Genomic DNA, 22,760 nt, shown 5'->3' on the forward strand with positions numbered 1-22,760 from the left:
CGGCATCCCCGCTCCCTCGGCGGCTGGCGCTCACGCGTGTGCTCTCCCGGTCTGGCACCCAGGGCAGCGGCGGCGGCGGCGGCGGCGGCGGCTCGTACTACAACCTTGCCGGCGGCGGCGGCGGCGGCGGCGGCGGCGCCGGGCAGTACGTGGGCGGCGCAACGTTCTTCGCCAATCCCGGCAGCATCTATGGTGGCGACGGTGGCGACGGTGGCAATGGCGGCTTCTACCCCAGTTCGTCCTCGGCCTATGGCGGCGGCGGCGGCGGCGGTGGCAGCGGGATCTACGCGGCCGCTGGCAGCCTGCTGACCAGTGGCGTGGGTAGCCTCGTCCGCGGCGGCGACGGCGGCGCTGGTGGCGGCGGCTTCAGGGGCGCCTCGGGCGGCGGCGGCGGCGCCGGCATCGCAGGGGTCGGGTTCACGCTCGACAACGCCGGCGGCGTGTACGGCGGCAACGGCGGCGCCGGTGGCGGCCAGGTCAGCGACGGCGGCTATGGCGGTGCCGGCGGTACCGGCGGGATCGGTGTGGTGGGCAGCGGGCTGACGCTGGACAACACCGGCATCATTGCCGGTGGCACCGGCGGCGCAGGTGCCGACGATACCTACAGCGGCGGAAACGGCGGCGCGGGAGGCGCTGGGGTCTCGATCTCCCAGACCACGCTCACCAACGCCGGCACGATCGCCGGCGGTACCGGCGGCGTGGCAGGCGTGGGGGCGCCCAACGGCACCACCGGCGCCGGCGGCGTGGGCATCGCGTCCACGGGCAACAACGTCATCGTCAACAGCGGCACCATCAGCGGCGGGCTGTCCGGTGACGGCGCCACGCGCGCCGACGCCATCCTGTTCACCGGCGCCGGCAACAACCTGTCGCTGCTGACGGGTTCCAACATCGTCGGCAACCTCGAGGTGGGCAATGCTTCCGACGCGACCATCGCGGCGCTCGATCCCGGCCTGACCCTGACCAACACGATCGTGCTGGATACGGCGAGCTCGGCACTGGGCTTCGACACCGGCCTTGCCGACTTCACCGTTTCGGGCAGCATCCGGGGCGCCGGCAGCGTGACCAAATCCGGTCCCGGCACGCTTGCGCTGTCCGGCATCAACACGTTCACTGGCGGCACCACCGTCACCGGCGGCACGCTGTCGATCTCCAGCGACGCCAATCTCGGCTCCACTGCCGGCGGCCTGCTGCTCGACGGCGGCACTCTGCAGAACACCGCCGCCTTCACCCTCAACCACACGCTGTCGATCGGCAGCGGCGGCGGCACCCTGCAGGTTGACGCCAACCTGACGGTGGCGCAGGCGATCACGGGCGCGGGCAGCTTCACGGAGAATGGTGCCGGGACGCTGATCCTAGGCGGCAACGTCACCACCGCGGGCAGCCAGACCTTCAATGGCGCGCTGGCGCTTGGCGGCAACATCAGCATGACCAGCACCGGCGGCAGCAACATCGCCTTCAACTCGACGCTCGACGGCGCCTACGCCCTGGCGGTCAACACCGCCGGCGCCACCGTCTTCAACACCGTCGGCGGCACCACCGCCCTGGCCAGCCTGACCACCAACGCGGGGGGCAGCACGACGCTCAACGGCAATGTCACCACGACCGGAGCGCAGACCTACAACGATGCCGTGACGCTGGGTGCGGACGACAGCCTGACGAGCACCGGTGGCGGCGCGATCATCTTCAACTCCACGGTGGACGGGGCGCAGCAGCTCGGCGTCACCACCACCGGCGCGGTCGCCTTCAATGGCGTGGTCGGTGGCACCACCGCGCTGACGGGACTGAGCGTGACCGGCGGCACCTTCACTGCCGGTGCGATGACGATCGACGGCGCCTTGTCGGTGACGACCACGGCGGGGGGCATCTCCCAGGGAGGTGCATTCCACGTTGTGGGCGCCTCGGACTTCAATGCCGGCGCGAATGCGATCACGCTGACCAACGCCGGGAACGATTTCACCGGGCCGGTGGACCTGACGGGCGGTGCCACCCAGATCGTCGACGGCAATGCCCTGCAACTGGGCACGCTGTCGACTGGCTCGCTCAGTGCCACCAGCACGGGAGCGCTGAGCCTGGGCGCGGGCACCGTCAGTGGCAGTCTGCAGGCCGTCAGCAACGGGGGGGCTGTCAGCCAGTCCGGCGCGCTGGACGTCGCTGCAACCACGACGGTCAACGCCGGTAGCGGCGCGATCACGCTCACCAATGCCGGCAATGACTTCGGCGACATCGTCACCCTGACCGGTGGCACGACCCAGATCCACGACAGCAACATCCTGTTGCTCGGCACGCTGGCCACCGGCAGCCTGACCGCCACCGCCGACGGCCACCTTGGCCTGGGCGACGGCGTCATCGCCGGCGACCTGGTTGCCACCAGTGGCAGTGGCGGGGTGACGCAGCGCGGTGCGCTGACGGTCACCGGAACCACCAGCATCGACGCCGGCACGGGTGCGGTCACGCTGGCCGACGCAGGCAACGATTTCCAGGGCGCCGTGGCCATCGCCTCCGGCGGCAGCGTGGACGTGGTCGACAGCAACGACCTGGCCGTCACCTCGCTCACCGCCGGCGCCAATGCCGACGTCAGCCTGGTCGCCGGCGGCACCCTGTCGCTGCCGGTCGGTGCGATCGATACCGGTACCGGGTCGCTGACGCTGTCCTCCGCTGGCGGCAGCCTCGCTATCGCCAGCGCGCTATCGGGCGGCGAAGTCACGCTCAGCGGTCGCGATGGCATGGTGCTGGGCAATAATGTCACTGGCACGATCGTGAACCTTGGCAGCAACGATGCCACCATCGTGCAGAGCGCCGGGGCGCTGAACGCAGGCACCCTGACCGGCGAAACCGGCACGGGCGCCGTCAGCCTGACCAGCGTCGCCAACGCGATCGACACCATCGACAATTTCACTGCCGGTGATTTCACCCTGGTCGATGGCGTCGCGCTGACGATCGCTGGGCCCGGTGCGCTGGCGGCCACCGGCGACATCAGCCTCACCGATGTCGCCGGAATCACCGTCACCGGGATCGTTTCTGCCGGCGGCAGCATCACCCTGACCGACGGCACGGGGATGACCATCGGCGATGGCGGCACGGTAGGCAGCCTGGCGGGCGACGTCGTCCTCGCCGGCGGCAGCTCGCTTGCCTTCTATCACTCCGACGACGTCACCTTCGCCGGCACGATCAGCGGCAGTGGGACGCTCGGCCAGATCGGCACTGGCACGTTGGCACTGGACGGCGCCAGTGGCGGCTTCACCGGGACCACCCAGGTCATCCGCGGCACGCTGCTGGTCGGCAGCATTGCAGGCAACGGTGCCACGCTCGGCGGCGACGTCAACGTGACCACTGCGTCAACCCTGGGCGGTCACGGCCGCATCGGCGGCAACGTCGGCGTCCTGGTTGGTGCGCACCTGGCACCGGGCAACAGCATCGGCACGCTCACGATCGACGGCGATGCCTCGTTCGCGCAGGGCAGTGAGCTGGATTACGAGTTCGGCGCGCCGGGGGCGGACTTCACCAGTCCCGGCAACGGCGACAGCGTCGCGGTCGGCGGCAACCTCCTGCTCGATGGCGCCGTGCTCAACGTCACCGACACCGGTGGCATGGGACCCGGCCTGTACAACCTGTTCTCCTACGCCGGCACGCTGACCTACACCAACGGCGGCATCGTGTTCGGCGTGACCCCCGGCGGCGAAACGCTGCAGATCCAGAACCTCACCGGCGACAAGCAGATCAACCTGCTCGACACGACCGGGATGACGCTGAACTTCTGGAACGGAAACGGCCTGGCGACATCCACCTCGCTGGGCGGCGGCGACGGCACCTGGTCGACCACGTCGATGAACTGGACCGATGCCGATGCCACCGTCACTGCGGCGATGCAGCCGCAGCCGGGCTTCGCGATCTTCGGCGGCGCCGCGGGCACGGTGACCATTGACAATGTCGATGGCGCGGTCGCGGCCACCGGCCTGCAGTTCGCCAGCGATGGGTACACGCTGCAGGGCGATGCCCTGACGCTCGTCGGCAACGGCACCGATGCCCCGATCATCCGCGTCGGCGACGGCAGCAGCGCCGGCGCCGGGTTCACGGCCACGATCGACAACGTCCTCGCGGGCAGCGACGGCCTGGCCAAGGCGGATGCCGGCACGCTGGTACTGACGGCAGCCAACACCTTCAGCGGCGGGCTGGCGATCCAGGGCGGCACGCTGTCGGTGGCCAGCGACGCCAGCCTTGGCGACGCCGGCAATGCGGTCACCCTCGATGGCGGACTGCTGCAGGTCACCGGCACCGCGTTCACCAGCACCGCCCGCGACCTGGTGCTCGGCGCCAGCGGCGGTGGCTTCGACATCGCCGACGCGACCAACGTCTTCACCGTGGACCAGGCGCTGGGCGGCAGCGGCGCCTTCCTCAAGGCCGGCGCCGGCACGCTGGTGCTCACCGGTGCCAACACGTTCACCGGCGGCACCGCGATCGATGCCGGCGTCCTGCAGCTGGGCGATGGCGGCACCACGGGCGCGATCACCGGCGACGTGCTCGACAACGCCACCCTGGCGTTCGACCGCAGCGACGCGGTGACCTTCGCCGGCACCATCAGTGGTACCGGCGCGCTCGTCCAGCAGGGCAGCGGCACCACGATCCTGACCGCCGGCAACAGCTTCACCGGCGGCACCACGATCGATGCCGGTACGCTGCAGCTGGGCAACGGCGGCACCACCGGCATGATCGTCGGCGACGTGGTCGACAACGGCACGCTGACGTTCGATCGCAGCGACGACATCGGCTTCGCCGGCGCCGTCAGCGGCAGCGGCGCGATGACCAAGCTCGGCGACAACACGCTGGTGCTCGATGGAGACAGCAGCGCGTTCACCGGCGCCACCGGCGTCCAGGCCGGCACGCTGGTGGTGGGCAGCGTCGCCGGCAACGGCGCGGTGCTCGGTGGCGACGTGCAGGTCGACGGCGGGGCGATGCTCGCGGGCCTGGGCGCGATCGGCGGCGATGTCAGCAATGACGGCATGCTGTCGCCGGGCGTGGGCGGCGTGGGCACCTTGACCGTCCACGGCGACTACACCCAGACGGCGGGGGGCAGCTTCGTGGTCGACGCGCTTTCCGACGGCCAGGCCGACCTGCTGGTCGTGGACGGCAATGCCTCCTTGGATGGCAGCACGCTGGTGCTGGCCGCCAATGGCACCTGGCACCCGCGCACGGACTACACGATCCTCACCGCCGGCGGCAGCGTCGACGGCACGTTCGGATCGGCGACCTCGAGCCTGCTGTTCCTGGATCCCGTGCTGACCTACGACGCGCATGACGTGTACCTGTCGCTGCAGCGCAACGACATCGAGTTCGCCAGTGCCGGCTTGACCCCGAACCAGCGCTCGACCGCGGCGGCGGCCGATACGCTGGGCTTCGGCAGCTCCGTCTACAACGCACTGACCACGCTCGACGCGACCACCGCGCCGCAGGCGTTCGACGCGCTCTCGGGCGAACTGCACGCCAGCGTGCAGACCTCATTGATGGAGGACAGCCAGTACCTGCGCACGGCGATGGGCAATCGCCTGGCCGCGGCGCGCGGCGACGGCAATGGCGTCTGGGCCACCGGCTGGGGCCACTGGGCGCGTGACGACAGCGATGGCAACGCCGCCGAACTGCGCACCGACAGCCATGGCCTGGCCGCCGGAGCCGATGCCGGGCTCGGCTCCGATGCGCGCATCGGCGTGGTGATCGGCAGCAGCCGTGGCGAGGCCCGGGTCGAAGACCGCGGTTCGCACGCCGACATCGACAGCCGCCACCTGGGCCTCTACGCCCGGATGCCGCTGGGCGGGCTGCAGTTGCAGGCCGGATTGGCGCGCAGCTGGCACGACATCGACAGCACCCGCAACGTGGCCTTCCCGGGCGTCGACGAGCACCTGCGCGGCAAGCAGGATGCCGACACCACGCAGGGGTACGTCGATGCCAGCCATGACTTCACCATCGCCCAGGGCACGGTCTCGCCCTTCGTGAACCTGACCCGGGTGGAGGTGCGCGCCCACGGCCTCACGGAGACCGGCGGCGACGCTGCGTTGCAGGTCGATCCGACCCACACCTCGCGCACGTTCGCCAGCGCCGGGGTGCGGGCGGCACTGCGGTTCGGCAGTGCCTGGCGGGTACAGGGCAGCCTGGGCTGGAGCCATGCGTACGGTGGCGATGCCAGCCCGCAGGTCACCGAGACCTTCGTGGCCGGCAGCGACGCGTTCGTGATCGCCGGGGTGCCGATCGCCGGCAATGTGGCCACCGTCGAAGCCGGCGTGGGCTACCAGGCGACACCGGCGTTCCGGGTCAGCGCCAACTACGTGGGCCGGTTCGCCAGCGACGCCCGCGACCAGGGCGCCGGCCTGACCCTGGCCTGGTCGTTCTGATCCGGCGGCGGCCGCCGTGCTTCGGCGCGGCGGCCGGGCGGTCGCAGGAAGACAGTGCCCGTACGCGGGCCCTTTTTGTTTGGGCAGCGCACGCTCCCACCCCGCCCGCCGCCGTTCCGGCAGTGCGCGCCAGGGCGGCGCACGGGCAGGGCCAGCGAACGCCACCCTGAATGGAATGTTCAGCCCCGACCGGATGTATCGCCCGTTTTGGTCAGGTTTGTGAACATCCGTTCAGCTTCGGGACGCAACAGTACCGCGGTTCGCCGGGGGAAATCGTCGTGCCGTTGTCCGATCCGATGTGCCTGACTGCGCTGGATTCCATCGAGTCCCGCGGCACCCTCCCTGAAGGTTGCAACCTGCAGGCGCTGCTCGAGGATGGCCTGGTCCTCCGCGACCAGGACGGCTTCTGGACACTGACGGTGCAGGGCCGGCTGCGCCTGGCCAACCTGCGCTCGCTGGAGCGGCAGCGGCAGAAGCGCTGACCCCGCCGTCGCAATCCTTTTGACCGCGCGTTCATCACTGCTGCCGCACGGTCGGTGGTTCCTGTCACGGGGCCGTACCCATCAGCGAGCAGCCGCCTTCCCCTCCCCCCAACCTGCATACCGCGTCGCCCGGGGTGGCCGGCGCCGAAGCCGACGCCGTCCGCGACTGGCTGACCGCCTTCGCCCAGCAGTCGCTCGACTACGCCATCCTGCTGATCGACGTCGACCAGCGGGTGCGATGGGCCGGACCGGGCGCAGCCTGGATCCTGGCGGCGACCTCGGCCGAGATCGCCGGCGGCCCGATGGACCGGTTCTTCACCCCGGAGGATCGTGCCACCGGTATTCCCGACCAGGAAGCGCTGGTCGCGCAGCGCCGGGGATCCTCCAACGACGATCGCTGGATGCTGCGCGCGGACGGATCGCGGTTCTGGGCGTCCGGCCGCACGATCGCCCTGCGCCGGCGCGATGGCTCGCCGCTGGGGCTGCTGAAGATCTTCCGCGACCAGACCGAGACCCGGATGCGGCTCAGCCAGCTGGGCAACCATGTGCAGGCGCTGTCGGTCGAGTACGCCGGGCGCATGGACGCGATCGCCGCGCTGTCGCGTGACCTGCGCGCGGTCCTTGCGCCCGTCACGCCGGCCACGCCGGGACACGACGGGGAGGGCGCCGGCCGGGGCGCCGGCGCGGCGCAACCACCCGACGGCTCCATCGCGCGGGCCCTGGGCCTGCTCGACGAGCTGGACCGGACCCTGCGGGCCGAAAGCGATCCCGTGGAGCTCGTCATTGCACCGTTGCGACTGGATGTCGAACTCACCGCCGCGCTGGACAGCGCGTGCCAGCGCATGCCGCCGGAGCAACGCCGCATCGAACTGCTGCTGCCCCCGGGCCCGCCGATCACCTTCGAGGGCGACCGGTTGCAGTTGCAGCAGGTCTTCGAATCCCTGGCCTGCAATGCCCTGCGCGCCACCGCCAGCGACGGACACATCTGGATCACAGGCACGCTGGAGGGGCGCCAGGTGGTGATCCAGGTCGAAGACAACGGCATGGGGATCGACACCGCGCGGGTGGAGTCGAACTTCGCGGCCCTGACCCATCCGGTACCGCCGGCGACAGGCGAGGGCGCGGGCGTTGGACTGGCGCGGGTCAAGACCGTGGTGGAGCGGCATGGCGGCAGCGTGCAGGCACGCAGCGCCGGTGCCGGCAAGGGCAGCCAGTTCACCGTGCGGCTGCCGCTGCGGCATGCCCCGGTGCCGGCCGCCGCCGGCTAGTCGCGGCTCACTCCGCGATCGCCTCTCCGGGGGCCGCGTCGGCGAGCTGCAGGTAAGGCTCGACCTTGCCGCGCATCTTCATCGTCATCGGCTGCCCGCGGCGATCGCGCGCCTTGCCCGCGGCCACCTTGATCCAGCCTTCGCTGACGCAGTATTCCTCGACGTTGGTGCGCTCCACGCCGTTGAAGCGGATGCCCACGCCGCGCTCGAGCAGGGCGGCATCGTGGAACGGGCTGCGCGGATCCAGGCTCAGGCGGTCGGGCAGGGCGTCGGTGGAGGTCTGGGGCATCGCGGACGGGCACGCTGGACAAGGTGCGACAGGATAAAGCCCCGCGCCGGGTTTGAAGTCGGCCGCCGCGCCACCACTTCGAGCCGATGACCACGCCCACGCCGAATCCCGCTCCGGACGCCATCGCCGACGCGCCTGCCGACGCCACCCCGGCCGCCACCCTGGCGGTCGTCCGCGCCGCCAGCGCCCGCAGCGAGGCGCAGGTCGTGCGCGACCTGCTGCCCTTCCTCAAGCCCTTCGCCGGGCGGATCTCGCTGGCGCTGGCGCTGGTGGTGGCCGGCAAGCTGGCCAACCTGGTGGTGCCGATGCTGCTCAAGCGGCTGGTCGACGGCCTGACCGTGACCCCGGCGCAGCTGGTGCTGGCCTTGCCGGTGGCGCTGCTGCTCGCCTACGGCGCCTCGCGGTTGTCGGTGACGCTGTTCACCGAGTTGCGCCAGGTCGTGTTTGCGCGGGTGATGGCGCGGGTGTCGCGCAAGGTGACGCTGCAGGTGTTCCGCCACCTGCACGCATTGAGCCTGAAGTTCCATCTCGCGCGCCGCACCGGCGGCGTCGCGCGCGACGTCGAGCGTGGCGGCAGCGCGATTTCCGACCTGCTGGACTGGACGCTGTACACGATCCTGCCGACGATCCTGGAAGTCGCGCTGGTCACGGCGGTGCTGGTCTGGGCCTACGACTGGGTATTCGCCGCGATCACGCTGGCCACGCTGGCGGCGTACGTGGTGTTCACCTTCTCGATCACCGAATGGCGCACGCGCTTCTATCGCGCCTCGGTCGAGGCCGACACCCACGCCAACGAGCGCGCGGTCGATTCGCTGCTCAATTACGAAACGGTCAAGTACTTCGGCAACGAGGAGCACGAGGCGCGCCGCTACGACGAGAACCTCGTCCACCTGGAGAACGCGCAGGTGATGGCGCGCAAGACGCTGGCGGTGTTGAACCTGGGCCAGACCTCGATCGTCGCCATCGGCGTCACCGCGATGATGTGGCGCGCGGCGGCCGGCGTCGTCGCTGGCACCATGACCATCGGCGACCTGGTGCTGGTCAACGCGTATCTCCTGCAGCTGTCGGCGCCGTTGAACCTGCTCGGGATGATGTATCGCGAGGTCAAGGCCGCCTTCACCAACCTCGAGCGCCTGTTCGGGCTGCTCGACGAGCGCCAGGACGTGCAGGACCGCGAAGGCGCGATCGCCCTGCACACCGTGCAGCCGCGCGTTGTGTTCGATCGCGTGCGCTTCGGTTACGACCCGCGCCGCGAGATCCTGCAGGACGTGAGCTTCGAGATCCCGCCCGGCGGCACGGTCGCGGTGGTCGGGCATTCGGGCTCGGGCAAGTCGACGCTGGCGCGGCTGCTGTACCGCTTCTACGACGTCGACAGCGGCCATATCCGCATCGCCGCCAACGACGGCGTGCTGCGCGACGGCATCGCACATGACATCCGCGATTACACGCAGGCATCGGTGCGCGCGGCGATCGCGATCGTGCCGCAGGACACGGTGCTGTTCAACGACACGATCTACTACAACATCCTCTACGGGCGGCCTTCGGCGACGCGCGACGAAGTGGAGCAGGCTGCGCGCGCGGCGCACATCCACGAACTGATCGTCTCGCTGCCCGATGGCTACCAGTCGGAAGTCGGCGAGCGCGGATTGAAGCTGTCCGGCGGGGAGAAGCAGCGCGTGGCGATCGCGCGCGCGCTGCTGAAGAATCCGGCGATCCTGATCTTCGACGAAGCGACCTCGGCGCTGGATTCCAAATCGGAGAAGGCGATCCAGGCCGAGCTCGACCGCATCGCCGTCGGCCGCACCACGCTGACCATCGCGCACCGGCTGTCGACGGTGATGGGCGCCGACGAGATCCTGGTGATGGACGCCGGCCGGATCGTCGAGCGCGGCAGCCACGCGCAGCTGCTCGCGCGCGAGGGCCATTACGCGCAGATGTGGCGCTTGCAGCAGCAGGCGCGGCAGGTGGAGCTGGCCGAGCAGGCGGAGGCCGCGTCGTAGCAGGCGGGCGTCATGCGCGCTCGCCGCGTTTGCGGCGCCAGCGGGCGATCCGCGGCAGCACGAACCACAGTCCCACGAACACCGCGAAAAGGCCGCCAGCCAGCCACGACACCGGCCCGGCTCCCAGCACCAGCCGCGCAACGAGATAGAAATCCAGGCAGATTGCGATCGCTAGCGGCGGCATGCTCGCCAGCAGCAGCACCGTCGACACCCGCACGAACCCCTGGCTGACCTGCTGCGGCTCGGCCTGCCGGTGGTAGGCGGCCGGGGTCATGATCAATGCGATCGCCAGTGCGATCAGCCCGATCGACAGCAGGTACAGGCGCTGCTCGCCAGCACCCAGCGCAGTCGCGAAGCGGTTGGTGAACACCGTCGCCAGCTGGAACCCGAACAGCACCTGGATGCCCGGCAGCACGATCCGGCATTCCTCCAGCAGGTAGCTGACGGTCCTGTGCAGGGAGAGCGTCTCGACCTCGTCGGGTGGCGTGCGCGTGGGCATGGCGGCTCCGCAGGGAGCCGCCTGTGTAGCACCGCCCGGCGCAACGGCGCGTCACGCCGGACGCATGCTGCCGAGGCTATTTCGCGGCGGCGTTGCGCGGGTCCTTGGCCGGATCGACGTAGTTGATCTCGAACGGCCCGGTACCGCTGACCTGCACGATCGCGCCCTGCCGCGTGTTGACCTCGTGGTGCATCTTCGCCGGCATCAACGCGTAGCCGCCGGCATCGAGCGCCTGCGACGGCTTGCCGTCATCGGTGGAGACGGTGAGATCGCCCTGGATGACGGTGACGTGCTCGTCGCTCGGATGCCAGTGCATCGGGATGACCGCATGCGGCGGCGCCTTGAGTCGCAGCACGAAGGTGCCGGTCGATGCCGGATCGCCGCTGAGCACGGAGGCCTGCACGCCCTTGGGCAGGAACGGCGGGCCGTCGCCCCATTGCATCTGCGCGGCCTGCAGCACCACGTGCGGCGAAGTGGCCATCGTGTCGTGCGCGGGCGGGGCGGCGCCGGCGAGCAGCGGCAGCAGGCCCGCGGCGAGGAGCAGGGACAGGCGGTTCTTGGGCGGACGGTTCATGCGCGTCTCCGGTCTGGGTGGGGTCCGGCCTGGACGGCGGGCCACGGCGCGGTGCGTCGCATGAGGGACCACGCGGCGCGCGCGCGGCGGCGGCCACCCCGGGGGCGAGCGGGCGCCCGTGGAGCCCGGTGCGATAATCGCCGGATGAACGATGAACACGCGCCCGGCACAACCCACTTCGGCTACCGCGAAGTCCCCACCGCCGAGAAGCAGAAGCTGGTCGGCGAAGTGTTCTCGTCCGTCGCCGGCAAGTACGACCTGATGAACGACCTGATGTCGCTGGGCATCCATCGGGTGTGGAAGCGTTATTTCGTCGCCACCGCGCAACTGCGACGCGGCGACCGCGTGCTCGATCTGGCCGGCGGCACCGGCGACGTCGCGGCGCTGCTGCGCGAGCGCGTCGGCGACGCGGGCGAGGTCGTGATCGGCGATATCAACGCCGGCATGCTCGGCGTCGGCCGCGACCGCATGGTCGACCGCGGCCTGGTGCGCGGGCTGGAGTACGTGCAGTGCAATGCCGAAGCGTTGCCGTTTCCCGACGACAGCTTCGACCTGGTGACGATCGCCTTCGGCCTGCGCAACGTCACCGACAAGGACGCCGCGCTGCGCGAGATGCACCGCGTGCTCAAGGTCGGCGGACAGGCGCGGGTGCTGGAGTTCTCGCAGGTGCGCGCGGACTGGTTCAAGCCGCTGTACGACTTCCACTCCTTCCAGGTGCTGCCGCGGCTGGGCAAGCTGTTCGCGCACGATGCCGGCAGCTACCAGTACCTGGCCGAATCCATCCGCCGGCATCCGTCGCAGGAGGTGCTGCAGGCGATGATGGAGGCGGCGGGTTTCGCCCGCTGCAGCCATCGCAACCTCAATGCCGGGATCGTCGCGATCCATGGCGGCTACAAGGTCTGACCGCGCGCGGATGCAGGCCACGCATGGGCTTGGCTACACTGCCGGCCCGCCCTGACGAGCCGCGCGATGCGCCTTTCGATCCTGTTGTTGCCACCGCTCTGCGCGCTGGCGCTGTTGACCGCGTGCGCGCGCGAGCCCGGTGCGGCCATGCCCGCCGCCACTTCGCCTGCTCCCGCAAAAGGACCTGCCGCCATGGCCACGACCCGCGATGAACATTCCTATGCGCAGCCAGACAAGGTGCGCATCAGCGACCTGGCGCTGGACCTGGCGGTGGACTTCGACCGCAAGCAGCTCTCCGGGACCGCGACCTACACCTTGGAGTGGCTCGATCCACAGGCGACGCAGCTGGTGCTCGACACCCGCGATCTCACCATCACAAAGGTCGAAGGCGCCAATCGCGAAGGCCAGTGGACACCGCTGCGCTACGCCCTCGCGGCGCGCGATCCGATCCTGGGCAGCAAGCTGACCATCCAGGTGCCCGAGCGCGACACCAGCGTGCGCGTGGCCTACACCACCTCGCCCGAGGCCTCCGGCCTGCAGTGGCTGGAACCGGCAATGACCCAGGGCAAGCAGCAGCCCTTCATGTTCAGCCAGTCCGAGGCCATCCACGCCCGCAGCTGGGTGCCGCTGCAGGACACCCCCGGCGTGCGCTTCACCTACAAGGCGCACGTCACCGCGCCGGCGAACGCCATGGTGCTGATGAGCGCCGACAACGATCCGGCGGCCGCGCGCGACGGCGACTACAGCTTCACCATGCCGCAGCCGATCCCGTCCTACCTGCTGGCGATCGCCGCCGGCGACCTCGTCTTCGAGCCGATTTCCAGGCGCAGCGGCGTGTGGGCCGAGCCGGCGATGGTGCACAAGGCCGCCAGCGAATTCGCCGACACCGAAAAGATGATCGACGTCGCCGAGAAACTCTACGGCCCGTATCGCTGGGGCCGTTACGACCTGCTGGTCCTGCCGCCGTCGTTTCCGTTCGGCGGCATGGAGAATCCGCGCCTGACCTTCGCCACCCCGACCGTGATCGTGGGCGACAAGTCGCTGGTGTCGCTGGTCGCCCACGAGCTGGCGCACAGCTGGTCGGGCAACCTCGTCACCAACGCCAGCTGGAAGAACATCTGGTTGAACGAAGGCTTCACCACCTACGTCCAGGCCCGCATCACCGAGGCGCTTTACGGCAACGAGCTGGCGGAAATGGAGCGCCAGATCGACCAGGAAGAACTCGCGCGCGAAATCAAGAGCGGCGAGATCGCGCCGGCCGACCAGGTGCTCGCGCTGCCGGCGCTGGCCGGGCGCGATCCGGACGAAGTGCTCAGCGACATCGCCTACACCAAGGGCGCGTGGTTCCTGCAGTTCCTGGAGCAGCGCTTCGGGCGCGACACGTTCGATCCGTTCCTGCGCGGCTGGTTCGACAGCCACGCATTCAAGAGCGCGACCAGCGACGAGTTCGTCGATTACCTGCAGGCCAACCTGCTGGCGAAGCATCCGGACATGGTGACGCCGGCCGAACTGGACGCCTGGCTGCACCAGCCCGGCATCCCCGCGTTCGCCCATCGCGCGCAGTCGCGCAACTTCGGCATCGTCGACGCCGCGCGCATCGCCTGGAGCGCGGAGGGCAAGCTGCCGCCGGCGTCGATCACCACGCCATGGAGCACGCAGGAGTGGACGCACTTCCTCGATGGCCTGCCGGAGACCCTGCCGGTCGAGCGCATGGGCGCGCTCGATGCCGCCTACCACTTCAGCGGCACGCCCAATGGCGAGCTCGCGCAGCGCTGGTATCCGCTGGCGGTGCGCAGTGGTTACCACGCGGGCGATGACGCGATGGCGGCCTTCCTCCAGGTCGTGGGCCGCCGCAAGCTGATCATGCCGACCTACGAGGCGCTGGTGAAAACACCCGAGGGCCTGCAGTTCGCGCGCGATGTGTTCGAAAAGGCGCGCCCGGGCTACCACCCGATCACCACGGCGTCGGTTGCCGCCCTGCTGGCGAAGGCGGCGCCGGTGGCCAGCGCGGCCTCCGCTGCCGATGCGCCGCCGGCGGTGTCGTCCACTGTCCCGGCGCCTGCCGCGCCTGCGACCGGCGGGGCGCCGGCACCATGAGCGCCGGCCTGCGGATCGCGCCGGTCGCGCTGTGCCTGCTGCTGGCGGCCGCCACCCTGCTCGGCTGCGATCGCAGCGAGCAGCGCGCGCAGGCCGCCGCCGCCCAGGCCGCTGCGGTCGAGGCCGCGGCGAAACAGGGGGAGGCCGCGTTCGACGATGCGGTCGCCAAGGGCAACTGGCCGCTGGCCCGCGCGCAGGCCGATGTGCTGATGCAGGACTACCCGCAATCCAAGGCCGCGCTGCGGGTGAAGGCGCAATACGAGGCGGTCAAGGCCAGGGCCGAGGCAGAGCGCGAGCAGGCGCGCCTGGAGGGCCTGTGGAACTATAACCGGGAGCCGGTGAAGGGCGGCGTCCAGCTGGCCGCGATGATCGACGCCCAGCACGACGTCGATGTCGACGGCAGCGGCGCCAAGCCGGTGCAGCTGATCTTCCGCGACCATCCGTCGTGGGGCCGCAGCGCCTATCTGGTCCTGCGCAAGGGCGACTTCGACTGCTATCGCGGTTGCCGCCTGAAGGTCGCCGTCGACGACCAACCGGCGAAGACGATGGCGGGCTCGCGGCCGGAGACCGACGAAGCGATCGCGATGTTCATCGAGGACGAGCGCGCACTGTGGCGCATGATCCGCGGCGCGAAGACGCTGTCGATCCAGTTCCCGGTCAAGGCCGGCGGCACCCGTACGGCGGTGTTCGAAGTCGGCGGGCTGGACCGCACGCAGATGCCCGGCTGGGATTGAGGCGCGTCGCGCGCGGGGTGCCGCGACGCTGCCTGCCGCCGATGCCGCGCTCTCGGCCGTCGCGGCGCAGGGCCGCGCGATGGCCCGATTACACTGTGCCGATGCCCGCCGCACCCACCATCGCCGCCGATGCCCTGCGCCTGTCCGTCGCCCCGATGATGGACTGGACCGACACGCACTGCCGCGTGTTCCACCGCGTCCTGGCGCCCAACGCGCGGCTGTACACCGAGATGGTGCATGCCAACGCCGTGATCCATGGCGACCGCGCCAAGCTGCTGGCACTGGACCCGGTCGAACACCCGGTCGCGCTGCAACTGGGCGGCAGCGACCCGGCATTGCTGGCGCAGGCCGCGCGCATCGGCTGCGAGCACGGTTTCGACGAGATCAACCTCAACGTCGGCTGCCCGTCCGATCGCGTGCAGGCCGGACGCTTCGGCGCCTGCCTGATGCGCGAGCCGGGCCTGGTCGCCGACAGCGTCGCGGCGATGATCGAGGCCAGCCCGGCGCCGGTGACGGTCAAGTGCCGGCTCGGCGTCGACGACGACCAGCATTACGCGACCTTCGAAGCCTTCATCGATCGCATCGCCGCGGCCGGCTGCCGTGTTTTCGTCGTGCATGCTCGCAACGCCTGGCTCAAGGGCCTGTCGCCGAAGGAAAACCGCGAAGTGCCACCGCTGCGCTACGACTGGGCGTACCGGCTCAAGCGCGAGCGGCCGCCGCTGCAGGTGGTCGTCAACGGCGGCATCGCGACGTTCGAGGACGCCGGCATGCACCTGGCGCATGCCGACGGGGTGATGCTCGGGCGTGCGGCCTACCACACGCCCTACCTGCTGCATCAGCTCGACGTGGCGTGGTTCGGTGGCCACCTGCGTACGCGTGCGGAGCTGCTGCGCGCCTTCCGGCCGCATGTCGAAGCCTGGCTTGCGCAGGGCATCGCGCTCAAGCACGTCACCCGCCACGTCCTGGGCCTGTTCCACGGCGAACGCGGCGGGCGCGCGTTCCGACAGGTGCTCAGCGAAGGCGCGCACAAGCCGGGTGCGGACTGGGCGCTGGTCGAGGTGGCGCTCGCACACACCGACCCACCCGGGCAGCTGGCCGCATGATCACCCGCGATCCCGCGTCGTTCCTTGCGCATGCGCGCACGCTGGCGCCGGATTTCGGGCCGGCGACGGCGCGCGCGGCGTTCCTGGTCGCTCCCGACGGCTTCGGTCGTGCCGAGCAGTCGGCGGCCGACAACCGCTACATGGCCGGCGCGACCGCGTTCAATGCCGAGCGTGCTTCGAGGCAGCATCGCGCGCTGCAGCGGGCGTTGTCGCGCGAGTTGCCGACGCTCTGCCTGGCGGGCGATCCGGCGACGCCCGACGCGGTGTTCCCCAACAATGTTTTTGCCACCGCGCGCCCCGACGCCAGCGCCCACCCCGGCGCCGCGCCGCGCTTCGTGGTGGGCCGGATGCGACATCCGGTGCGCCAGCGCGAGGCGTTGCGCCAGGACATCCGCGGTTTCTTCGCCGGCGTGCTGGGCTACCGGGAAATCGATCTCTCCACCCAGCCGCATCCGTGCGAACTCACCGGAGCGCTGGCCATCGACCGCGCGCGTGGGATCGGGCTGTGCGGACTGTCCGAGCGTTGCGACGAAGCGGGCGCGCGGTTGATGCACGAGGCGATGGGTCTGCGTGCCACGTTCCTGTTCGACCTGGCCGCGGGCGAATACCACACCAATGTCGTGCTGGCGGTGCTCGCCGGCCGCGCGGTACTGGTGTGCCCGACCGGGTTCGCCGACCCGGCCGCGGTCGAAGCGATCGTCGCCCTGTACGCACCCCATGCGATCGTGCTGTCGGCCGGGGAGCAGGCGGCGTTCGCCGGCAACGCGATCGCGTTGTCGCCCGATGGCGTGTGGATGAGCGCCACCGCCGATCGCGCACTGGGGGCGGGCAGCCGCGAAGGACTGGCCCGCGCCGGTTTCGAGCTGCGCAGCGTGGAGCTCGATGCCATCGAGGCCGGTGGTGGGTCGTTGCGCTGTTGCGTTGGCGAGATTTTCTGACGACCATGCCGGCGGCGTGCGTGCCTGCGGCCTGAACCGCGACCCGCGGCCGCCTGGAAAGTTAAGGACGGATTCACTGCCTCGTTCCAACAATGCCTCGCCGGTGCCCTCCAGGCCCGCTGATGCCAAACAGGAAACCCAATGTCTCCCCGCGCCGCCCTGACCTCCCGCCTGCTGCTTGTCGCCCTGCTGCCGCTGGGCGCCACGGCGCTGGCCGGTCCGCGTGGCGGCGACCATGGCGGCCCGCCGTCGGCACCGCGCCAGGGCCAGGGCCAGGACCGTCCGGCCTTCCAGCAGCGCGACAACGATGCGTTGTCCGACAGCGTGCGACGGATCGAGCGCAGCACGCGCGGCCAGGTGCTCAGTGCCGAGCGGGTGCCGTTCGACGGCCGCGACGTCAACCGCATCAAGACCGTCGACTCGCACGGCCGCGTCCGTGTCTACATGGACGATCCGCAGGCGCCACATGCCCACGACGCCGCCGCGCCGAGTCCGCCTTCTGACTGATTTCCCCGGTGGCCGATGCGATCGCGGCCGCATCCGGCAGCCCCGGCGCACCGCCCTTCAGCCGGCGTTTTGCCCTACACGCGGCAACGACGACTGAATGCGGCACTCTATGCCCTGCGGCCGCCCGTGGCCTGAGCCGGAGTGACCCATGCGAATCCTGCTTGTCGAGGACGAAGCCCCGCTGCGCGAAACCCTCGCCGCGCGCCTGAAACGCGAAGGTTTTGCGGTGGACGCCGCGCAGGACGGCGAGGAAGGCCTGTACATGGGCCGCGAAGTGCCCTTCGACGTCGGCATCATCGACCTCGGCCTGCCGAAGATGTCGGGCATGGAACTGGTCAAGGCGCTGCGCGAGGAAGGCAAGCAGTTCCCGGTGCTCATCCTCACGGCGCGCTCGAGCTGGCAGGACAAGGTCGAGGGCCTCAAGCAGGGCGCCGACGACTACCTGGTCAAACCATTCCATGTCGAGGAACTGCTGGCGCGCATCAACGCGCTGGTGCGCCGCGCCGCGGGCTGGAGCAAGCCCACGCTCGAGTGCGGCCCGGTGGTGCTGGACCTGGCCGCACAGACGGTCAGCGTCAACGGCGCCAACGTCGACCTCACCAGCTATGAATACAAGGTGCTGGAGTACCTGATGATGCATGCCGGTGAACTGGTCTCGAAGGCCGACCTCACCGAGCACATCTACCAGCAGGATTTCGACCGCGACTCCAACGTGCTGGAAGTCTTCATCGGCCGGCTGCGCAAGAAACTCGATCCCGATGGCAGCCTCAAGCCGATCGAGACCGTGCGTGGCCGTGGCTATCGCTTCGCGATCCCGCGCACCGAGGAGTGACGTCGCCGCCGTCGACCGCCCGCAACGTGGCGACGCCGCCGCGATGATCGCGCACGCGGCAGGTGGCATGGCAGGTCCCGGCACGACGGCATCGGGCTGGGCGGCCGGCGTGGAAGTCCCCGCTCCGGAAATGCTACGGTCGCCGCCGTTGCGGGGTGGACCCAGCCATGGCATCGCGCGCACGCGCACCGCGGGAACGAGCATTGCCTGACCAGGACTACGAGCGCCTGCTGCGCTGGCGTCCGCGCTCGTTGCAGTCGCGGCAGTTGCTGGCCGCCAGCATCGGACTTGTCGCGTTCCTCGCGCTGGCGGGCTTCGCGCTGGATCGCGCCTTCGTCGACGTCGCCGGGCAGGGCCTGCGCGAGCGGCTCAAGCAATACGCCTTCACCTACGCCGGCGACATCGAGTGGGCACGCGACGGCTCGCTGATCGCGCCCGACGTGCCGCCCGATGGCCGCTTCAATCGCCCGGGCAGCGGCCTCTACGCCGATATTGAATTGCCCAACGGCTACTGGGCCTCCGATTCGGCGCGTGGCCCGCAACTGCCGCGCGGTGAAATCCTCAGCGGGCGCGAGGAGATCTTCGACGGCCCGTTGCCGATCGTGAAGAGCGACGGCTCGCCGGGCGAGGTCTACCGCTACGGCATCGGCCTGGTCGACGCGACCCGCAGTGCCGACGCCGAATTCCCCTACACCATCTACATCATGGAAGACGCCGGCACGCTGCCGCGCCAGGTGCGCGTGTTCCGCCAGGCGTTGTGGGGTTACCTGGGCATCGCCGGTGCCGTGCTGCTGCTGTTGCAGGCGGTGATCCTGCGCTGGAGCCTGCTGCCGCTGCGGCGCGTGATCGATGAGCTCAAGCGCGTGCAGCGCGGCCAGGCCACGCGCATGGGCGAGCGCCACCCGCGCGAACTGCAGCCGCTGACGGACAGCATCAACGCCTTCGTCGAAAGCGAGCGCGAGAACCTGGACCGCCAGCGCAACACGCTTGCCGACCTCGCGCACAGCCTGAAGACGCCGCTGGCGGTGTTGCGCGCGCGGCTGGACAGCGGCGCGGAAGGCGGCGAGTTGCGCGAGGAGCTGGATACCCAGCTGCTGCGAATGAACGATCTCGTCGGCTACCAGCTGGCCCGCGCCGCGTCCGGGGGCCATGCGCTATTCGCCGCGCCGGTGGCGATCGAGCCGCACGCCGAGCAGATCGTGCGTGGCCTGGAGAAGATCTATTCGTCCAAGGGCGTGGTGTGCGAGTTCGAGATCGAGCCGGAGGTGCGCTTCCACGGCGAACCCGGCGACCTGCAGGAACTGCTCGGCAACCTGCTGGAAAATGCCTTCAAGTGGGCGCGCTCACGGGTGCTGCTGACGGTCAGGCCGGGAGCGGCCGCGCCCAATCGGCGACCCGGCTTGAGCATCTCGGTCGAGGATGACGGCCCGGGCATCGCCCCCGACCGGATCGCGCACGTGCTCCAGCGCGGGGTACGCGGCGATGAGCGCGTGCAGGGCCACGGCATCGGGCTTGCGATCGTGCAGGACATGGTGCGCAGCTATCGCGGCGAACTGAGCGTCGGAGCCTCGGCGGAGCTGGGCGGCGCGCGCTTCGAGGTGATCCTGCCGCCAGGGCTTTGACTGCAGCGAGCGAGCGTGACGGGCGCATCGCCACGACCGCGGGTTGCCCACCGCCTACCGCCTACGGCCATCGCTCCTCAGCGGAACATTCCCGGCAGGAAGCTGTGCCAGCGCGGCATGTGGGTGCTGCTGTCGTCGTCGGCGCCGGCGCGGAACGCAGGCGGAGCCTTGGCCTTGGCGTGGCCGACGGCGCTGACCGATGACTCGGCCGCGGGGGCCACGACGGCGGCGGGCACTTCCTTGGGATCCGGGCAGCTTCCGCCGTCGCCGTTGGGGCCGTGCATGCGCACTTCATGAGCGCCGGCCATCGCGCTGGCGCACAGCAACAGCAGGCAGGTGATGGTCCGGTTCATGGCGAAAGCGTCCTTGGCGCCCGGCGGGCGGAACGGAAAACGCAGCGACGCGCACTATAGCTTGGATGCCAGGCGCTGGCGGTGGCCGTCCATACTCGATGACCGACGCCCCCAGGTCATGTTGCGTCGCCGCAGACAGCCGCCGGGCGATCCGGCAGACTGCACCGATGCCTGCTTTCCACTGCCGCGCCGCGGCCAGCCGCCTCCGCGGGGGCGGGTGGCCGCCATGAACGACCGTGAACTGCTGCAGCGCCTGATCGATGGTCCCGCCACCGGCGATGCCCTCGCGCGCGCCAGTGGCCAGACCCGGGCCGCCGTGTGGAAGCGGATCGCCGCCCTGCGCGAGGCCGGGATCGCCATCGCCGCCCGGCCCGGGCGAGGTTACGCGCTGGCACAGCCGCTGGAACTGCTTGACGCCCAGGCCATCCGGGCGCAGATGCCGGCCGCGGCCCGCAAGCAGTTGGCCTGCCTGGAGGTCGCCTGGAGCCTGGATTCCACCAACACCGAGTTGCTGCGGCGCCCGGCGCCCGCCGAAGGCGCCGTGGTGCTGCTGGCCGAGCGCCAGACCGGCGGCCGTGGTCGCCGCGGGCGCCACTGGCTGGCGCCGATGGCATCCAACCTCACCTTGTCGCTGTCGCGCCAGTTCGCCGGCGGCCTGGCGCGGCTGCCCGGCCTGAGCCTGGTGGCAGGCGTGGCCACGGCCGAGGCGCTGCACGCGTTGGGGTTGGCGCAGGTGCGGCTCAAATGGCCCAACGACCTGGTGGTGGCCGATAACGCGCACCTGCGCAAGCTCGGTGGCCTGCTGGTGGAGGGTGGTGGCGAACACGCCGGCCCAGCCCGCGCGGTGATCGGCCTGGGCCTCAACCTGCGCCTGCCGGCCGAGCAGGGCGCGGGCATCGACCAACCGTGGACCGACCTGGCCGCGCTGGCCGTCGACATGCCGGCGCGCAACCGCGTCGCCGCGGAAATCCTCGCGCACTGGCTGCCGTCGCTGGCGCAGTTCGATTCCGACGGTCTGGCACCGTTCCTCGGGCGCTACGCCGTGCTCGATGCGCTTGCCGGGCGCGAGGTGCTGGTGCAGCTGGCCACGGGGACGCAGCACGCGCGGGCGCTCGGGCTGGCCGCCGATGGCGCCTTGCGGGTGGAGCACGACGGGCGCGAACAGCGCCTGCACGCGGGCGAAGTCAGCGTGCGCGCGGCATGAGCACCTGGCTGTTCGACCTCGGCAACACGCGCCTGAAATGCGCGCCGCTGGAAGGCGATGGAATCGTGGTGGAGCGCGCCCGGCTCGACATTGCCCATGACGGCGCGCGGATGTTCCCCGCAACCGCACTCGACGGCCTGCCGTCGCGGTTCGAGAACGCCTTCGTCGCCAGTGTCGCCGGCGACGAACTCACCACGGCGCTGCTGGACGCCCTCACGCAGCGTTGCACGCGGGTTACCCGCGTCCGTACCCAACGCAGCTGCGCTGGCGTGCGCATCGCCTACACCGAACCACGACGGCTGGGAGCCGATCGCTTCCTCGCCCTGCTCGGCGCGCATGCGCGCGGCGCCGGGGCGTCGTTGGTGGTCGGTGTCGGCACCGCGCTGACGATCGACCTGCTCGCCGGCGACGGTCGCCATCTCGGCGGGCGCATCGCCCCATCACCGACGCTGATGCGCGAAGGCCTGCATGGGCGGGCCGCGCAATTGCCCCTTGCCGGCGGCACCTACACCGAATTCGCCATCGACACCGCCGACGCGCTGGCCTCGGGCTGCCAAGGAGCGGCATTGGCACTGATCGAGCGCAGCCGGGCGCAGGCGACGCTGCAGCTGGGCGCACCGCCGACAGTGTTGCTGCACGGTGGCGGCAGTGCGGCGCTGTTGCCGCACCTGCCCGGTGCCGCGAGCGCGCCGGCGCTGGTGCTGCACGGGCTGGCCTGCTGGGTGGCCGCCATGCACGCCGTGCCCGGCATCCCCGGCGGGACCGGGGACTGACCGGGATGTTCGCGCGCGCGCTGATCGTGTTGCTGCTGACGCTCAACGTCGGCGTCGCGGCGTGGTGGGCGCTGCGGCCCGCGTCGCCGACGCCTCGGCCAGCGCGTGAGGTGCTGTCCGTGCCGCCGCTGCAACGCGTCGGCGAGGTGCTGCCACCCGGCGCCGCTGCCGGCCACGCCGCCGCGACGCCGGCGAACGCCGC

18 protein-coding genes and 1 pseudogene are annotated in these 22,760 nt (G+C 70.6%); 15 read left to right on the forward strand and 4 right to left on the reverse strand.

Going from position 1 to position 22,760, the window contains the following annotated elements:
- Positions 1 to 38: 38 nt before the first annotated feature.
- The 3 genes from G7B67_RS11275 to G7B67_RS11285 all read left to right on the forward strand — a co-directional run bounded on the left by G7B67_RS11275 (position 39) and on the right by G7B67_RS11285 (position 8,130).
- Positions 39 to 6,380, forward strand: coding sequence for an autotransporter-associated beta strand repeat-containing protein (locus tag G7B67_RS11275; RefSeq protein ID WP_166212412.1), 6,342 nt, complete (start codon positions 39 to 41; stop codon positions 6,378 to 6,380).
- A 278-nt stretch (positions 6,381 to 6,658) separates the two neighbouring features.
- Entirely contained in the window at positions 6,659 to 6,862 is a 204-nt protein-coding gene (locus G7B67_RS11280; RefSeq protein ID WP_166212415.1) for a hypothetical protein, read from the forward strand.
- Between the two features lie 134 nt (positions 6,863 to 6,996).
- Positions 6,997 to 8,130, forward strand: a complete 1,134-nt coding sequence (locus tag G7B67_RS11285) for a PAS domain-containing sensor histidine kinase (protein ID WP_166212418.1) — start codon at positions 6,997 to 6,999, stop codon at positions 8,128 to 8,130.
- Positions 8,131 to 8,137: 7 nt separating this feature from the next.
- Here the strand turns inward: G7B67_RS11285 and G7B67_RS11290 are convergent, their stop codons facing one another.
- Entirely contained in the window at positions 8,138 to 8,419 is a 282-nt protein-coding gene (locus G7B67_RS11290) for a DUF3297 family protein (RefSeq protein WP_166212420.1), read from the reverse strand.
- Positions 8,420 to 8,505: 86 nt separating this feature from the next.
- Between G7B67_RS11290 and G7B67_RS11295 the strand changes: the two genes are divergently transcribed.
- On the forward strand, positions 8,506 to 10,419 hold the full coding sequence (locus G7B67_RS11295; RefSeq protein WP_166212423.1) for an ABCB family ABC transporter ATP-binding protein/permease: 1,914 nt from the start codon (positions 8,506 to 8,508) through the stop codon (positions 10,417 to 10,419).
- 10 nt (positions 10,420 to 10,429) lie between these two features.
- On the opposite strand, the gene G7B67_RS11300 is transcribed toward G7B67_RS11295, so the two are convergent.
- Both G7B67_RS11300 and G7B67_RS11305 read right to left on the reverse strand, forming a co-directional pair.
- A complete protein-coding gene (locus G7B67_RS11300; protein ID WP_166212426.1) occupies positions 10,430 to 10,918 on the reverse strand; it encodes a DUF6328 family protein in 489 nt (162 codons plus the stop codon).
- Positions 10,919 to 10,994: 76 nt separating this feature from the next.
- Entirely contained in the window at positions 10,995 to 11,492 is a 498-nt protein-coding gene (locus G7B67_RS11305; RefSeq protein WP_166212429.1) for a cupin domain-containing protein, read from the reverse strand.
- 144 nt (positions 11,493 to 11,636) lie between these two features.
- On the opposite strand from G7B67_RS11305, the gene ubiE reads away from it, so the two are divergent.
- From ubiE to G7B67_RS11345, 8 genes are all read left to right on the forward strand, one after another.
- Positions 11,637 to 12,395 carry a bifunctional demethylmenaquinone methyltransferase/2-methoxy-6-polyprenyl-1,4-benzoquinol methylase UbiE gene (gene ubiE, locus G7B67_RS11310; RefSeq protein ID WP_166212432.1) on the forward strand — a complete coding sequence of 253 codons (759 nt, stop codon included), beginning with the start codon at positions 11,637 to 11,639 and terminating at the stop codon, positions 12,393 to 12,395.
- A gap of 66 nt (positions 12,396 to 12,461) precedes the next feature.
- Positions 12,462 to 14,492, forward strand: coding sequence for a M1 family metallopeptidase (locus tag G7B67_RS11315; protein ID WP_166212435.1), 2,031 nt, complete (start codon positions 12,462 to 12,464; stop codon positions 14,490 to 14,492).
- Complete coding sequence (locus tag G7B67_RS11320) at positions 14,489 to 15,226, forward strand: hypothetical protein (RefSeq protein WP_243412349.1); 738 nt, start codon at positions 14,489 to 14,491, stop codon at positions 15,224 to 15,226. The genes G7B67_RS11315 and G7B67_RS11320 overlap by 4 nt, the downstream gene beginning before the upstream one ends.
- A gap of 101 nt (positions 15,227 to 15,327) precedes the next feature.
- On the forward strand, positions 15,328 to 16,329 hold the full coding sequence (gene dusA, locus G7B67_RS11325) for a tRNA dihydrouridine(20/20a) synthase DusA (protein WP_166212438.1): 1,002 nt from the start codon (positions 15,328 to 15,330) through the stop codon (positions 16,327 to 16,329).
- Complete coding sequence (locus tag G7B67_RS11330) at positions 16,326 to 17,267, forward strand: arginine deiminase-related protein (RefSeq protein ID WP_166212440.1); 942 nt, start codon at positions 16,326 to 16,328, stop codon at positions 17,265 to 17,267. The genes dusA and G7B67_RS11330 overlap by 4 nt, the downstream gene beginning before the upstream one ends.
- Before the next feature lie 141 nt (positions 17,268 to 17,408).
- Entirely contained in the window at positions 17,409 to 17,774 is a 366-nt protein-coding gene (locus tag G7B67_RS13465; RefSeq protein WP_243412350.1) for a hypothetical protein, read from the forward strand.
- A 148-nt stretch (positions 17,775 to 17,922) separates the two neighbouring features.
- Complete coding sequence (locus G7B67_RS11340; protein ID WP_166212442.1) at positions 17,923 to 18,606, forward strand: response regulator transcription factor; 684 nt, start codon at positions 17,923 to 17,925, stop codon at positions 18,604 to 18,606.
- Positions 18,607 to 18,809: 203 nt separating this feature from the next.
- Positions 18,810 to 20,228, forward strand: a complete 1,419-nt coding sequence (locus G7B67_RS11345) for an ATP-binding protein (RefSeq protein WP_243412351.1) — start codon at positions 18,810 to 18,812, stop codon at positions 20,226 to 20,228.
- Between the two features lie 77 nt (positions 20,229 to 20,305).
- On the opposite strand, the gene G7B67_RS11350 is transcribed toward G7B67_RS11345, so the two are convergent.
- Complete coding sequence (locus G7B67_RS11350) at positions 20,306 to 20,581, reverse strand: hypothetical protein (protein WP_166212446.1); 276 nt, start codon at positions 20,579 to 20,581, stop codon at positions 20,306 to 20,308.
- A gap of 226 nt (positions 20,582 to 20,807) precedes the next feature.
- Between G7B67_RS11350 and birA the strand changes: the two genes are divergently transcribed.
- The 3 genes and pseudogenes from birA to G7B67_RS11365 all read left to right on the forward strand — a co-directional run.
- Entirely contained in the window at positions 20,808 to 21,785 is a 978-nt protein-coding gene (gene birA / locus G7B67_RS11355) for a bifunctional biotin--[acetyl-CoA-carboxylase] ligase/biotin operon repressor BirA (RefSeq protein ID WP_166212448.1), read from the forward strand.
- Positions 21,782 to 22,558: a type III pantothenate kinase gene (locus tag G7B67_RS11360; RefSeq protein ID WP_166212450.1), complete on the forward strand. Its 777-nt coding sequence runs from the start codon at positions 21,782 to 21,784 to the stop codon at positions 22,556 to 22,558. The genes birA and G7B67_RS11360 overlap by 4 nt, the downstream gene beginning before the upstream one ends.
- Positions 22,559 to 22,563: 5 nt before the next feature.
- Positions 22,564 to 22,760 (forward strand): annotated as a pseudogene (locus G7B67_RS11365) (SPOR domain-containing protein); the annotation flags it as partial.

The organism is Cognatiluteimonas telluris (assembly GCF_011320095.1).
In the GTDB taxonomy this organism is placed as follows: Bacteria; Pseudomonadota; Gammaproteobacteria; order Xanthomonadales; family Xanthomonadaceae; genus Cognatiluteimonas; species Cognatiluteimonas telluris.

What these genes read in the sequence shown, in the direction of transcription:
- G7B67_RS11290 (WP_166212420.1), bottom strand. Translation starts at nt 8,419, where the DNA reads ATGCCCCAGACCTCCACCGACGCCCTGCCCGACCGCCTGAGCCTGGAT.
- G7B67_RS11295 (WP_166212423.1), top strand. Translation starts at nt 8,506, where the DNA reads ATGACCACGCCCACGCCGAATCCCGCTCCGGACGCCATCGCCGACGCG.
- G7B67_RS11300 (WP_166212426.1), bottom strand. Translation starts at nt 10,918, where the DNA reads ATGCCCACGCGCACGCCACCCGACGAGGTCGAGACGCTCTCCCTGCAC.
- G7B67_RS11305 (WP_166212429.1), bottom strand. Translation starts at nt 11,492, where the DNA reads ATGAACCGTCCGCCCAAGAACCGCCTGTCCCTGCTCCTCGCCGCGGGC.
- ubiE (WP_166212432.1), top strand. Translation starts at nt 11,637, where the DNA reads ATGAACGATGAACACGCGCCCGGCACAACCCACTTCGGCTACCGCGAA.
- G7B67_RS11315 (WP_166212435.1), top strand. Translation starts at nt 12,462, where the DNA reads ATGCGCCTTTCGATCCTGTTGTTGCCACCGCTCTGCGCGCTGGCGCTG.
- G7B67_RS11320 (WP_243412349.1), top strand. Translation starts at nt 14,489, where the DNA reads ATGAGCGCCGGCCTGCGGATCGCGCCGGTCGCGCTGTGCCTGCTGCTG.
- dusA (WP_166212438.1), top strand. Translation starts at nt 15,328, where the DNA reads ATGCCCGCCGCACCCACCATCGCCGCCGATGCCCTGCGCCTGTCCGTC.
- G7B67_RS11330 (WP_166212440.1), top strand. Translation starts at nt 16,326, where the DNA reads ATGATCACCCGCGATCCCGCGTCGTTCCTTGCGCATGCGCGCACGCTG.
- G7B67_RS13465 (WP_243412350.1), top strand. Translation starts at nt 17,409, where the DNA reads ATGTCTCCCCGCGCCGCCCTGACCTCCCGCCTGCTGCTTGTCGCCCTG.
- G7B67_RS11340 (WP_166212442.1), top strand. Translation starts at nt 17,923, where the DNA reads ATGCGAATCCTGCTTGTCGAGGACGAAGCCCCGCTGCGCGAAACCCTC.
- G7B67_RS11350 (WP_166212446.1), bottom strand. Translation starts at nt 20,581, where the DNA reads ATGAACCGGACCATCACCTGCCTGCTGTTGCTGTGCGCCAGCGCGATG.
- birA (WP_166212448.1), top strand. Translation starts at nt 20,808, where the DNA reads ATGAACGACCGTGAACTGCTGCAGCGCCTGATCGATGGTCCCGCCACC.
- G7B67_RS11360 (WP_166212450.1), top strand. Translation starts at nt 21,782, where the DNA reads ATGAGCACCTGGCTGTTCGACCTCGGCAACACGCGCCTGAAATGCGCG.